Below are 12138 nucleotides of genomic sequence, written 5' to 3'. Positions count from 1 at the left end.
CTTTTAGGGTGGCACTACACCTCTATGACACGGCGACCCGGAGCGTGCGGGAGTTCCATCCCGCCCGTAGCGGAACGGCGTCCATGTACGTGTGTGGTGCCACCGTGCAGGGCATCCCGCATATCGGCCACGTCCGCGGCGCGCTGAACTACGACGTCCTGCGTCGCTGGCTCGTCCACAGTGGACTCGACGTGCTGATGGTCCGCAACGTCACCGACATCGACGACAAGATCCTCACCAAGGCCGCCGCGGCGGATCGTCCCTGGTGGGAGTGGGCGGCCACGCACGAGCGCGCCTTCGAGTCGGCGTACGAGGCGCTGGGCTGCTTGCCCCCCTCGATCGCCCCTCGGGCGACCGGGCACGTCACGCAGATGGTCGAGCTGATGCAGCGGCTGATCGACGGCGGGCACGCCTACGCCTCGGGTGGCGACGTGTACTTCTCGGTCAAGGCGTTCGACGGCTACGGCGACCTCTCCGGCCAGAAGCTCGACGAGGTCCAGCAGGGCGAGAGCCTCGGCGAGGGCAAGCGCGACCCGCGCGACTTCACGCTGTGGAAGAGCGCGAAGCCGGGCGAGCCGTCGTGGCCGACGCCGTGGGGCTCCGGCCGCCCTGGCTGGCACCTCGAATGCTCGGCGATGGCGACCGCGTACCTCGGCGCCGAGTTCGACATCCACGGCGGCGGCGTCGACCTGGTGTTCCCGCACCACGAGAACGAGCGCGCCCAGTCGAACGCCGCCGGTGACCCGTTCGCGCGGTTCTGGCTGCACAACGCCTGGGTGACCATGTCCGGCGAGAAGATGTCGAAGTCGCTGGGCAACACGGTCTCGATCCCGGAGATGCTCAAGAACTACCGGGCGCCCGAACTGCGGTACTACCTGGTCCAGCCGCACTACCGGTCGACGATCGAGTACTCCGACGGAGCGCTCACCGAGGCCGCGCAGGGCTACCGGCGGATCGAGCAGTTCCTCCGCCGGACCGCGAGCAGCGCCGGCTCCGTGCACCTCGGCGAGATCCAGGCCGGGTTCGCCGCCGCTCTCGACGACGACCTGGCCACCCCGCAGGCGTTCGCCGTGCTGCACAACACGGTCCGGGACGGTAACGCGGCCCTCGACGCGGCCGACAATTCCAAGGCACTCGAAATCGCCGCCTCCGTGCGCGCGATGACCGACGTGCTCGGCCTCGACCCGCTCTCCGCGCGCTGGTCCGAGGCGGGCGGCAATGAGACGCCCACCCGGCAGGCACTGTCCGATCTCGTGGAAGGGCTGCTCACCGAACGGCAGCAGGCCCGCGCCGACAAGGACTTCGCCCGTGCGGACGCCGCGCGTGACCGCCTCCAGCAGGCGGGCATCGTGGTGGAGGACACGCCGAACGGTCCACAGTGGACCGTCAAGGACGTCTGACACTTACTCGGTTTCTAGCTCAAGGATTCTCACTGATGGCAGGCAACTCCCGGCGCCAGGGCGCTATTCGCAAGCCCGGCACGAAGAAGGGTCAGGTCGTCGGCTCCGGCGGCCAGCGCCGGAAGGGCCTCGAAGGCAAGGGCCCGACCCCCAAGGCCGAGGACCGGCCCGGTCACAAGGCGTACCGGATGGCCAACGCGCGTGACCGCAAGGATCAGGCGCGGCAGAAGAAGGCCGACAAGCCGGAACTGATCGCCGGGCGCAACCCGGTGGTCGAGGCGCTGCGTGCCGACGTGCCCGCGACCGCGCTGTACGTGGCGATCAACATCGACATCGACGACCGCGTGAACGAGGCCGTCCGGCTCGCCGGCGACAAGGGCATCTCGATCCTGGAGATCCCGCGCGAGGAACTGGACCGCAAGACCAACCGGGCCATGCACCAGGGCCTCGGCCTGCAGGTCCCGCCGTTCCAGTACGCCGACCCGCGCGACCTGATGGCCGTCGCGAAGGACTCCGGGCAGACCCCGCTGTTCGTCGCGCTCGACGGAGTCACCGACCCGCGCAACCTCGGCGCGGTGATCCGCTCGGCCGCCGCGTTCGGCGCGCAGGGGGTGCTCCTGCCGGAGCGGCGCAGCGCGGGCATGACCGCGGTCGCGTGGCGGACCTCCGCCGGCACCGCGGCCAAGCTGCCGATCGCCGTCGCCACCAACCTGACCCGTCAGCTGAAGGCGTGGAAGGACGAGGGCCTGATGGTCGTCGGCCTCGACGCGGACGGCTCGGTCGACATCGACGAACTGGACCTCGCGGCGGACCCGCTGGTCATCGTGCTCGGCTCGGAGGGCCGCGGCCTGTCCCGGCTGGTGCGCGAGACCTGCGACGCGACCGTGTCGATCCCGATGGCGGCGGGCGTCGAATCGCTCAACGCGTCGGTCGCGGCCGGGGTGCTGCTGGCCGAGGTGGCGCGCCGCCGGCGGCTCGCGGGACGTGTCTGACCCCGCACTTCGTCACACGGTGCGGGCGCGGTGTTTCTCGGTGAACCCGCGTCCGCGATCGACGTCGGCAGGGCGCGGCCCGGTTCTTCACGTCACGGGTGATTTCAGGGCGCCCTGCCACCGCGATAGCGGGGCCTTCGGCCGGGCGGGTTCAAGCGTGTGGTCACTTTTCCGGGGCCATCTCAGCTCCGCCACCTGGCACGCAGGCTAAGGTCACCAGCGGATAACGCGTAACCGCCTGGGGGACCCCGCACCGATGTCGTTCATTTCACCGCTGTTCCTGTGGTACTTCATGCCGGCGGTCCTGCTCGCCGTGCTGGTGTGCCCGCGCGGCTGGCGGAACGGCATCGTCGCGGTCGGCAGCCTGATCTTCTACGCCACCGGCGCCGGGCCGTACACGCTCGTGCTGCTCGGCTGCATGGTGGTCAATTTCCTCGCCGGGCCCGCGCTGGAGCCGAACGCGTGGGACCTGCAGAACAAACGGCGCAAACGGCTGCTGCTCGGCGTCATCGGTCTCAACGTCGGCATGCTGCTGATCTGGAAGTACGCGGGGTTCGCGACCCAGCAGATCGCGGCCGTGACGCACTGGTTCGGCGGCGGTTTCCCGGTGGCCGACCTGGTCATCCCGATCGGCATCTCGTTCTACACGTTCCACCACATCTCGTACGTGGTGGACATCTACCGCGGTGAACGCCGCGCGCTGCGCGACCCGGTGTCGTTCGCCGCGTACATCGCGATGTTCCCGCAACTGGTGGCCGGGCCGATCGTGCGGTACCGCGAGATCGCCGACCAGCTGCCGCAGCGGCGGTCGCACCGCCTCGACGACATCGCCGCCGGTTTCCCGCGGTTCGCGCTGGGGCTGTGCAAGAAGACGATCATCGCGGACTCGCTCAGCCCGATGGTGGACGCCTGCTTCAACACGCCACCGGACCAGATGACCTTCGCGATCGCCTGGCTCGGCGCGATCGGGTACACGCTGCAGTTGTTCTTCGACTTCTCCGGGTACTCCGACATGGCGATCGGGCTCGGCCGCATGCTCGGTTTCCGGCTGCCGGAGAACTTCGCGAGACCGTACTCGTCGGTGACCATCACCGAATTCTGGCGACGCTGGCACATGTCGCTGTCCCGCTGGTTCCGCGACTACGTCTACATCCCGCTGGGCGGCAACCGCACCGGCGCCGGGCACACGTACCGGAACCTGTGCATCGTGTTCGTGCTGACCGGGTTCTGGCACGGCGCGCAGTGGACATTCCTGATCTGGGGCATCTACCACGGCGCGCTGCTGATCGTGGAACGCGCTTTCGGCTACGACGTCACCCCGAAGTCGCAGGCCGCCCGCATCGGCCGCCGCGCGCTGACGCTGGTGCTTGTCGTCTTCGGCTGGGTTTTCTTCCGCGCCAAGGACCTGCCGCACGCGCTCGGCATGATCGGGCACATGGTGCTGCCGGACTTCACCGGTCTCACCGACGTCGTCGAGAGCGCGGTGACCAACCAGCGGCTGGTCATCCTGCTGTGCGCGCTGGCGATCGTGTTCCTGCCCGCGCATCCGGTGACCGGGCCGCTGCTGGAATCCTCGCGGAGCCGCCCGGCCACGGCGCTGCGGATCGGCGTGATGACCGTCGGGCTGGTGTACGCGGCCATCCTGATCGCGACCGGGACGTTCAGCCCGTTCCTCTACTACCAGTTCTGAGGGAGCCCGAGAATGACCAACCTGGCGGCTCAGCCCGGAGTGATCCCGTACGTGGACAACCACGACGGCCCGCGCCGTCTGCTCACGGTCGACATGCGGCCCTTTCCCAGCATGAGGCTGCCCTACGTGCCGTTCGCGAGCATCGACGGCAGGCAGTACGTGGTCTCGTGGGGGTCGGTCATGTTCGAGATCCCCGCCGACCGGAACGTGCACGTCAGCGTCCACATGCAGACCAACTACGGGGCCGGGTCCAGCGCGACCCCGTTCGCCTCGATCGTCTTGGCGCCGCATCACGAGCCGGTCCGGCTGGCCACCCAGCTCACCAGCCAGGGTGGTTCGATCCTCCCGGTCGCCTAACTTGGCCGTAGAGTTACTCGGCGAGGCGGTCGAAAACGTCTGCGCGCGAAGGGATCCGGGCTTCCGCCGGGTGAATCTGGAGATCCTCGGCAACACGGATCCGTTCCTGCACGCGCATGTCTGGCCGCGATACGACCGGGAACCGGACGGTCTGGCTGTATCCGATGGAGAACTGGGCCGCGTCGCTCGGGCCTCAGCACGACCCGCTGCGCTCCGAACTGGCCGGCGAGATCGACAGGCTGCGGGCCGCGTCGAGCACCAGCTGAGCGAACTCCTTCCCCCGCACCATCGGCAGGTAGTGGCCCGCCTTCGGGACGTTGATCAGCCTGCCGTCGGCGCAAGCTTCGAGAAACCGGCGTTCATGGCGCCTGAAGTGGTCGCGTGAGCCGTTGACGAGCCAGGTGGGACCCGGATAGGCCGCCAGGGTCGCGAGCACGTCGAAGTCCGCGAAGGCCTTGGCGACGTCCGGAATGACCTCGGTCGCGATGCCGCCGCCGATCACCGCTTCGGCGAGTTTCGGCGGAAGGGCACTCCGGAACTGCCATCGGCTCAGCCGTTCGCCTTGGTCCGGCAGCCGCATGAGCAAGCGGTGCGCCACGCGGAACGGCGTCTCCAATGCCTTGCCGGGCAAGAAGGTCGAGCCCGCGACGACGAGGCCCGCCACGCGCTCCGGATACCGCGCGGCCGCGGCGATGGCGACGTAGCCCCCGAGCGAATGCCCGACGACCAGCGCGGGTTCGCCGATCGCTTCGTCGACCGCGTCCGCCGCCTTGGCCAGGGTGAACCGCTCTTCCCGGCGGGTGCCGTGGCCTGGGAGATCGACGGCTTTCGCGGGATGGCCGAGCAGTTCGAGTTGCCCGGACCAGGCGGCACCGCTGAGCCGGATGCCGTGGACGAAGACGACGGGGACCATGGACTACCTCCTGAATGCAACGCACCGTTGCGTTGCAAAGTACGCGCGCTCGCCCTGCAACGCAACGGTGCGTTGTATTCTCGGGCGGTGACCACTCGGAACGGCCCGCGCAAGGCGGAGGCGATCTTCGCCGCCACCCTCGAACTCCTGGCGGAGCACGGCTACGACAAGCTCGCCATCGAGGCCGTCGCCGCCCGGTCCGGCGTCAACAAGACGACGCTGTACCGCTGGTGGCCGTCGAAGGACGCGCTGCTGGCCGCCGCACTGCGCGATTCGGGCCTGTTCGCCGTCGACGTCCCGGACACCGGCGGCCTGCGCGGCGATCTTCTCGCCGTGGCAACGCAAATCCACCGGTTGCTGACCTCGGAGCGCACCGCTCCGGTCGTCACGGCGGCACTGACCGCCGGCCCCCGGCGGCCGGAACTCGGTGACGTGGCAAGGAGTTTCTTCGCCGATCGCATGGCACGCGAACAGCCGATCTTCGACCGCGCCACCGCGCGAGGCGAACTGCGCGCCGGAGCCGATCCGGTGCTGGTGATGGATCTGCTGGCGGGGGCGATCTGGTTCCGATTGCTGCTGCGCGGCGGCGAAGCCGATCCGAAATTCCTCGAAGAAGTCGTCGACACAGTACTGGGTGGTGCCGCGTGAAAATCACGTTGAAGATCGAATCCCAGCGGCTGGAAGATTATCTCGCCGCCGACGCGATCGTCGATCACGATCATCCGCTGATCCGCGAAACGGCTGACAGTCTGTCACCGGCCGGCGGCACCGAGGTCGACGTGATTCGTTCGATGTTTCACTTCGTGCGCGACGACATCGCCCATACGGTGGACGCCGCCGATTCCCGCGTCACCCTTATGGCCTCCGAGGTTTTGCGCGAGCGCGTCGGGCTCTGCTACGCGAAAGCCCACCTGCTGGCCGCTTTGCTTCGCAGCCAAGGCATCCCGGCCGGGTTCTGTTATCAGCGGATCGGCGTCCTGCACGGGCTCAACGCCGTGTACCTCAGTGGTCCGGACCGGTGGATCCGGCTCGACCCGAGGGGCAACAAGAACGGCGCGGACGCGCACTTTCCTTTCATACGAGCGAGTCAGCCGGAAGAGGAGCGGCTCGCCTGGACGCTGGATCCGTCGAAGGGCGAGATCGACTTCCCCACGGTGTACACCACACCGTCTTCGGCCGTCGTCGAAACCTTGTCGTCGGCGAAGCCCGGCCCCGAGTGGTACGAAGGAATCCTTCCGCACGCTCCGTGAGTGGTTTTTCCGCGATCCGGCGAAACCTCCGATGCGAAACCGGCATCGCCGAGCGTCACATTCGTTGTTGGTGCCTTTCCCCCGATTTTCTTATTTCGACATTGTCACGATGCGCGTAGAGTAACTCCCCGCACTCAAACAGATACGCACTGCGTTCGTCCGTTCGGGTGCTGATCAAGGAGGTGACCCTCGTGCCCGCGGAAGCCGACCGGCTCCGCCGTACCCCGTTGCAAGAGATCTTCTGGACCAGGACGAGTCTGCTGCTCACCGTACTGGTCGTCGTCGCGGGCCTCAGCCTGTGGATCTCCAGCATGATGGATCCCGGCGCCGGCAAGACACTGCTCACTTCACTGGGCACCGGCACCCTGATCTCCGCGGTGGTCGGCTTCGGCCAGACCCTGATCACCGCCACCGCGTCACAGCGCGCGATGGTGACCCCGGTGATCGAGGAAAGCCGACGAGCGCTGGAAGCGCTCAGCGCCGAATACCGTTCGCTCAACAAGGAATTCTTCCCCACCCACGTCTTCGAGGCGACCACCGATCCGGATCCGTTGTTCAACCGGGTCATGACCGAAGACCTCGACGTGACCAGGCACTACTTCTTCCGCGGGTTCTCCGGCAGGCATGCCGCGGCCCGTTTGCTGTTGTCCCGCACCGAAAGGGAGCTCCGCGTGGTCATCGCCGACCCACGCGACGAGGGGGCGATCGGTGGCCGGGCGCGCTATCTCCTGCGCAGCGAAGAAGCGGGCGTGGACTACGAGACGATCCGGTCGCGGCTCAACGACGAGATCAGCATCGGCCTGGTCGGGCTGTTCCTGGCGCGCAGCCGGTGCTCGCTGGTGGACATCACCGTCGTCGCCGACCCGCCGTTGGACCGGCTCGAAGTGTTCGACGAGAGCGTTTGGGTGACCTTGTACAGCGACATCCGCGGCGCGACCACGTTGTACCCGCGAACACTGCGGTTCAGCGAAGGTTCGTTCCTGTACAACAAGGAACGCTCCGAGTTCCTGCGCGTGTCCCAATCCCGGTCCGGACGGCACTTCCGCATCTCCACCACGACGACCCGGGCGGATTTCCTCGCCCTGTACGAAAAGATCACCGGCTCTCCCCTGTCCGAAGAGAACTTCCTCGAACTGGAAGGGAAATTCCATTCCTTCCGGAAGGAGTTCACCACACTCGCCGAGTTGAACCCCTGACCTCTCGGCGTCGCAGAGCACTAGATTTGAGGAGCTGAAGTTGCTCACTCGCTTGTCCCCCCTCACCCAGCTCTCCGCGCTGCTCCGGACCACGGACCTGCCACTGGCGCAGCACTGGCGGATCGTCGACGGCATCTTCCGCGACTGGACGTCGAGACCAGAGTTGCGCGACGACCTCCGACGGCATCTGGATTCGCTGAGCCCGGACGAGGCGAGCGCGGTACTCGAGCGGTCCCGGGAGACCACCACCCATTTCGCCTGGTGCCTGCTCGATTGCCCGACGGATCCCTTTTCGGTCTGGCTGCACGAGTACAAGGCGCCGGAGGACTGGCGAGAGGGGTACGCCGATTCCGTGCACAATCACAGATATCACTTCTGCACCACGATCCTCCGTGGCAACTACGTCCACGAACGCTATTCGACCTTGCGCGACCAGCTCTCCGGATTGATCACATCGGTTCGGTTACGACGTAGCACGCTGTGTCAGACCGGGTCGGTAGGCGTCATGTACGCGGACGAGTTCCATCGGATTCCCGAGGCCACCGAAGGGACTATGACGTTTTTGGTGAAATCACGCCCCGTGAGCGAGTTCAGTCTTTCCTTTGACCCGAAGACCGGGACAGGGCATCGTCACGTTCCGGTTGAGGTCCGATTGGGGGATCTCGCCGGACGCATCTAACTACACACCGCCGTCGCGGGCGCTTACCATTACTCCACCCGTCTCCTGAACGGGATCGGAGAGGTGTATGCGCGCGCGAAAGAGCACGATTCCTTCCCATACCATTGACGCCGTCGAGCAGCACGTCCGGCGACTGTGCTGGCGTTATGCGGACAAACTGCAGTTCCACGGCTGGCACCACGTGAGTTTCGTCCGGGCCAAGGCCGCGGGGTTCGCCGACCACAACGGCGCGGATCGCACCGTCGTCGAGGTGGCGGCGCTGGTGCACGATGTGAACTACATCGTGCTCCGCAACTCCCCCGCGGCCGCCGGACGCGACCTCCGGATGGAGATCCTGCGGGAATGCGGGGTCGAGGAAGACGTGGGCCGGTGGGTCGACGACATCATCGACGAGGCCGAAATGGCCACCAGAGGCCGCCACATCTCGCTGGAGGCTCAAGCGTTGAGCGACGCCGACACGCTGTTCAAGGCGCTGCCGGTGACGCCCGTCGTCCTCGCCCACCGCTATCTGCGGGAGAACGGGCTGAGCCTGCGCGAACTGGCGCACAAGATCGTCGGTGAACAACGCGACGTCCACGACAGCGGCTATTACTTCTACAACCCGAAAGCAGCGGAGAACTACTCTCGCTGGGCGTTGGCGAATCTCCAGTTGTGGCAGTGCATCAAGGAAGCCGTCGACGATCCGACGGTCGTCGAACTTCTCGACGCGGTGCACGCCGTGGACGCCACGGACTTCGAAGTCGAGCCCGCGGCGTCCTAGGGCGTCAATGAACGTGCCGGCGCCTCCGCCAGTACGCGAAGGTGACCGCTGCCAGCAACGGCCCCCACAGCAGGAGCGGCGCGTAGGTGAGTTCGAAGAAGGCGAGTTGCCAGCCGTGCATCGCGTTCGAGGGGTAGTCGGCCGGGAGCGGGTCGCCTTGGATGGTGAGCCCGGACATCCCGGTGACGAAGGCGGTGGTCCACAGAACGGTCAGGACCGTGGCGCCGAGGGCGGCGGGCAGGATCGCGGTGAGGGGCCGCACTCGGCGTCCGCCCAGCAACGGGATCCAGCGAGGGACGACCTCGCCCCAGGCGGCGATCAGCCCGATGGCGGTGAAGGCCAGCAGTTCGGAGAAGACGGACAGGCCGACGATGTACACCGGCCCCGGCAACCACGACGGGAGCTGGCCCGCGCCATGCGTGGCGTCGTCGCCGATGTGAAAGACGACGGTCATGATCCGCCACAGGCCGGAGGGCAGCACGACGAAGGGGATGGCGTAGGCGGCGATCCGGGCCCACCGCGGTACTCCCGGCACCGGGGCGTGCGCGTTGTGCCAGGCGGCGCGCAGCCGCCCGGGCGCCGTGGGCTGGTGGACAGTCATGCGTGCTCCTCGGACCATCGGATGCCGATCAGGTGATCGGTTCCCACGCTCACAGCCGCCGCTGCCCGCCCGCGTCCCTCGCCGGTTTGAACCCGGTCCGTCGCTTGGGGGACGGCGCGGCCTAGCGCTGCCCGTAGCCGCGAAGTTTCTCCACGACGTGCTCGATCTCGTCGGCTGGGAGCAGGTTCGGCGTTCCGGCCGCGCGCGCCGTCAGCCATACCTGGCAGACCCACTCGAGCTGTTGCGCCCGGCTGTACGCGGAGCCGAGGCTGTCGCCGAAGGTGGTGGTGCCGTGGTTCGCCAGCAGGCATCCTCGGCGGCCGTCCAGCGCCTCCAGCATGGCTTTGGCGAGCTCTTCGGTGCCGTACGTCGCGTAGGGCGCGACACGGGCCGTCGGACCGATCGCGGCGAGCATGTAGTGGATCGGCGGCACCTCGGTGACCAGGGTGGAGACCGCCGTGGCGTGCACGGAATGCGTGTGCACCACGGCGGAGATGGGCTTGCCGTCCGGATCCTGCGCCTGCCGGTACACCGTGAGGTGCATCGGGAGTTCGCTGGTCGGTTTGAGCGTGCCTTCGACGATTTCGCCGTCCAGACCGACCACGGGGATGTCTTCCGGCCGCAGCCCGGCGTAGTCGACCCGGGTCGGGGTCACCGCGACCAGCTCGCCCTGCCTCGCGGAGACGTTGCCGGAGGTGCCGACCACGAGCCCGTCCGCGGTCATCCGGCGGGCGAACTCGCAGACCGCCAAGCGTTCTTTGGCCAGGATCACCGTCACAACCTCCAAAGTCCGCGGGCCGCGGCCAGTGAGGCCTGATAGTCGGCATAGCCCTGCTCGTAGAACCCTACGTTCTCGGGCCGGACCTCGACGACGCGCGCGCTCTCCGCCCAGAGTTCCCGGTCGACCGGTTCGCCGAGGGCATCCGCCGCGACGATCACCGCGCCTCGCGCGCCGACCCCGGGATCGCCGGGGATCACGATGGGCCGTCCGAGAACGTCGGCGAAGATCCGGGTCCATTCGAGCGACCGGACCCCGCCGCCGCAGGCGTACAACGTACCGGTGAGCCCGGCCGCCTCGAAGCAATGCCTTGCCGCGTAAGCGATCGACTCGCACAGCGCCCGGACGATGTCACCACGCTCGCTCTCCAGGCTCAGCCCGGAGAACTGGGCCCTCGCCGAAGCGTCGACGAACGGCGCCCGCTCACCGGACGCGGAGAGGAACGGGAGCGCGCGGACGAGTCGTACCAGCGATTCTGCGCCGAGCTGCACACCAGGGGCTGGATCGACGACGAGCTGTTCGCCGTCGTCCGGCGCCGATAGGGATCAGGAAGGGCGTGGGCCGTTGGACTTGGTGGGAGCGGGCTTCGGCGTGGCCTCCGGCTTGGGTGCCTCGTCGGCATCAGGGGCGGGAGCCAGCAGCCGGATGGCCTCCTGGACGGCGACGTCCGTGGCGGAGAGCCGATCGGCGACCTTGGACCGGAGTTCCAGCGCGAGCTTCCGGGCCTGCTGGGCTTCGGCCTGCTGGGTCTTCGCGTCGGTGAGGGCCTCCGCGACCTGCTCCTGCTTCGCGGCGATGTCCTCCGCCGAAGACTTCTCCGACTTGGCGATCTTCTCCGCGGAGATCCGCTCGGCCTCGGCACGTTTGGCCGCCGACACCTGATCGGCTTCCGCGATCTTGTCCGCGGACGCCTTCTCGGCCGCCGCGCGACGAGCCGCCGAAGCCTCCTCGGCCTTCTTGTCCGCGGCGGCGCGGGCCCGGACGCTCTCCATGTCCAGTTCCTTGCGCTTCTGCGCCGCCTCGGAGTTCAGCCGCTCGATCTCCGCCTTGGCGTCCGCGAGCAGCTTCTCGCGTTCCGCCTGCGCGTCCTTGGCCGCCTTGTCGCTCGCGCGCTGCGTCTCGTGGGCGTACTTGTCCGCCTCCGCCCGGGTCGACTTGGCGTCGGCTTCCGCGGCGGCCTTGAGTTCGGCGATCTCCTCCTCGGCGAGCTGCATCATCATGCGGACGCGTTCGGCCATCGCGCCGGCGCCGGACGGGCTCGAACTCATCCGCACGAGGGCGGCCTTGGTCTCGTCCAGTTCCTTCTGGGCGTGGCCGAGCGCCTTCGTGAGTTCACCGGCGGTCGCCACGGCTTCGTCGCGGCTGCGTGAGGTCTGCTTGAGTTCGGTCGCCAGCTCGGCGAGGCGCTCGTCGACCTGACGCTTGTCGTAACCGCGGACGGAGCCCGCGAACGGGGACGATTTCGCTGAGGGCGCCTGAGGCGCCGTCTTCTCAGGAGCGACCATGGCGGTCACCTTAATGA

13 protein-coding genes and 1 pseudogene are annotated in these 12138 nt (G+C 67.8%); 9 read left to right on the top strand and 5 right to left on the bottom strand.

What is annotated here, in order from left to right:
• The first annotated feature begins 8 nt into the window (after positions 1-8).
• The 4 genes from cysS to DMC61_RS36055 all read left to right on the top strand — a co-directional run bounded on the left by cysS (position 9) and on the right by DMC61_RS36055 (position 4439).
• Positions 9-1400, top strand: a complete 1392-nt coding sequence (gene cysS / locus DMC61_RS36070) for a cysteine--tRNA ligase (protein WP_125695008.1) — start codon at positions 9-11, stop codon at positions 1398-1400.
• Positions 1401-1435: 35 nt separating this feature from the next.
• The gene (gene rlmB / locus DMC61_RS36065; protein ID WP_016337704.1) at positions 1436-2392 is read left to right on the top strand and encodes a 23S rRNA (guanosine(2251)-2'-O)-methyltransferase RlmB; all 957 of its coding nucleotides are present in this window, start codon (positions 1436-1438) and stop codon (positions 2390-2392) included.
• A 256-nt stretch (positions 2393-2648) separates the two neighbouring features.
• Positions 2649-4082, top strand: coding sequence for an MBOAT family protein (locus DMC61_RS36060; protein ID WP_016337705.1), 1434 nt, complete (start codon positions 2649-2651; stop codon positions 4080-4082).
• Positions 4083-4094: 12 nt separating this feature from the next.
• Positions 4095-4439: a hypothetical protein gene (locus DMC61_RS36055; RefSeq protein ID WP_125695007.1), complete on the top strand. Its 345-nt coding sequence runs from the start codon at positions 4095-4097 to the stop codon at positions 4437-4439.
• A 193-nt stretch (positions 4440-4632) separates the two neighbouring features.
• Here DMC61_RS36055 and DMC61_RS36045 read toward each other — a convergent pair whose 3' ends face one another.
• A complete protein-coding gene (locus DMC61_RS36045; RefSeq protein ID WP_125695006.1) occupies positions 4633-5352 on the bottom strand; it encodes an alpha/beta fold hydrolase in 720 nt (239 codons plus the stop codon).
• Between the two features lie 87 nt (positions 5353-5439).
• Between DMC61_RS36045 and DMC61_RS36040 the strand changes: the two genes are divergently transcribed.
• From DMC61_RS36040 to DMC61_RS36020, 5 genes are all read left to right on the top strand, one after another.
• Positions 5440-6000, top strand: a complete 561-nt coding sequence (locus DMC61_RS36040) for a TetR/AcrR family transcriptional regulator (protein WP_125695005.1) — start codon at positions 5440-5442, stop codon at positions 5998-6000.
• Positions 5997-6602 carry a transglutaminase family protein gene (locus tag DMC61_RS36035; RefSeq protein ID WP_125695004.1) on the top strand — a complete coding sequence of 202 codons (606 nt, stop codon included), beginning with the start codon at positions 5997-5999 and terminating at the stop codon, positions 6600-6602. Before DMC61_RS36040 ends, DMC61_RS36035 begins: the two co-directional genes overlap by 4 nt.
• Before the next feature lie 149 nt (positions 6603-6751).
• On the top strand, positions 6752-7798 hold the full coding sequence (locus DMC61_RS36030; protein WP_228688429.1) for a hypothetical protein: 1047 nt from the start codon (positions 6752-6754) through the stop codon (positions 7796-7798).
• A gap of 40 nt (positions 7799-7838) precedes the next feature.
• Complete coding sequence (locus DMC61_RS36025) at positions 7839-8477, top strand: hypothetical protein (RefSeq protein WP_016337711.1); 639 nt, start codon at positions 7839-7841, stop codon at positions 8475-8477.
• 67 nt (positions 8478-8544) lie between these two features.
• Positions 8545-9237, top strand: a complete 693-nt coding sequence (locus DMC61_RS36020) for an HD domain-containing protein (protein ID WP_125695003.1) — start codon at positions 8545-8547, stop codon at positions 9235-9237.
• 4 nt (positions 9238-9241) lie between these two features.
• On the opposite strand, the gene DMC61_RS36015 is transcribed toward DMC61_RS36020, so the two are convergent.
• The 4 genes and pseudogenes from DMC61_RS36015 to DMC61_RS36000 form a co-directional block, all read right to left on the bottom strand.
• Positions 9242-9838, bottom strand: a complete 597-nt coding sequence (locus tag DMC61_RS36015) for a hypothetical protein (protein ID WP_125695002.1) — start codon at positions 9836-9838, stop codon at positions 9242-9244.
• A 121-nt stretch (positions 9839-9959) separates the two neighbouring features.
• The gene (locus DMC61_RS36010; RefSeq protein WP_125695001.1) at positions 9960-10610 is read right to left on the bottom strand and encodes a class II aldolase/adducin family protein; all 651 of its coding nucleotides are present in this window, start codon (positions 10608-10610) and stop codon (positions 9960-9962) included.
• 2 nt (positions 10611-10612) lie between these two features.
• Positions 10613-11074: pseudogene (locus tag DMC61_RS36005) on the bottom strand (FGGY-family carbohydrate kinase); the annotation flags it as partial.
• 87 nt (positions 11075-11161) lie between these two features.
• Positions 11162-12121, bottom strand: a complete 960-nt coding sequence (locus tag DMC61_RS36000; RefSeq protein WP_125695000.1) for a hypothetical protein — start codon at positions 12119-12121, stop codon at positions 11162-11164.
• Positions 12122-12138 lie beyond the last annotated feature (17 nt).

This window comes from Amycolatopsis sp. WAC 04169 (assembly GCF_003947535.1).
Classification (GTDB): Bacteria; Actinomycetota; Actinomycetes; order Mycobacteriales; family Pseudonocardiaceae; genus Amycolatopsis; species Amycolatopsis keratiniphila.
This window is presented reverse-complemented; position numbering and strand designations above follow the sequence as displayed.

Bases quoted from the DNA above. Each gene is read 5' to 3' on its own strand.
- DMC61_RS36000 (WP_125695000.1), bottom strand. From the start codon at position 12,121: ATGGTCGCTCCTGAGAAGACGGCGCCTCAGGCGCCCTCAGCGAAATCG.
- DMC61_RS36055 (WP_125695007.1), top strand. From the start codon at position 4,095: ATGACCAACCTGGCGGCTCAGCCCGGAGTGATCCCGTACGTGGACAAC.
- rlmB (WP_016337704.1), top strand. From the start codon at position 1,436: ATGGCAGGCAACTCCCGGCGCCAGGGCGCTATTCGCAAGCCCGGCACG.
- DMC61_RS36060 (WP_016337705.1), top strand. From the start codon at position 2,649: ATGTCGTTCATTTCACCGCTGTTCCTGTGGTACTTCATGCCGGCGGTC.
- DMC61_RS36045 (WP_125695006.1), bottom strand. From the start codon at position 5,352: ATGGTCCCCGTCGTCTTCGTCCACGGCATCCGGCTCAGCGGTGCCGCC.
- DMC61_RS36020 (WP_125695003.1), top strand. From the start codon at position 8,545: ATGCGCGCGCGAAAGAGCACGATTCCTTCCCATACCATTGACGCCGTC.
- DMC61_RS36015 (WP_125695002.1), bottom strand. From the start codon at position 9,838: ATGACTGTCCACCAGCCCACGGCGCCCGGGCGGCTGCGCGCCGCCTGG.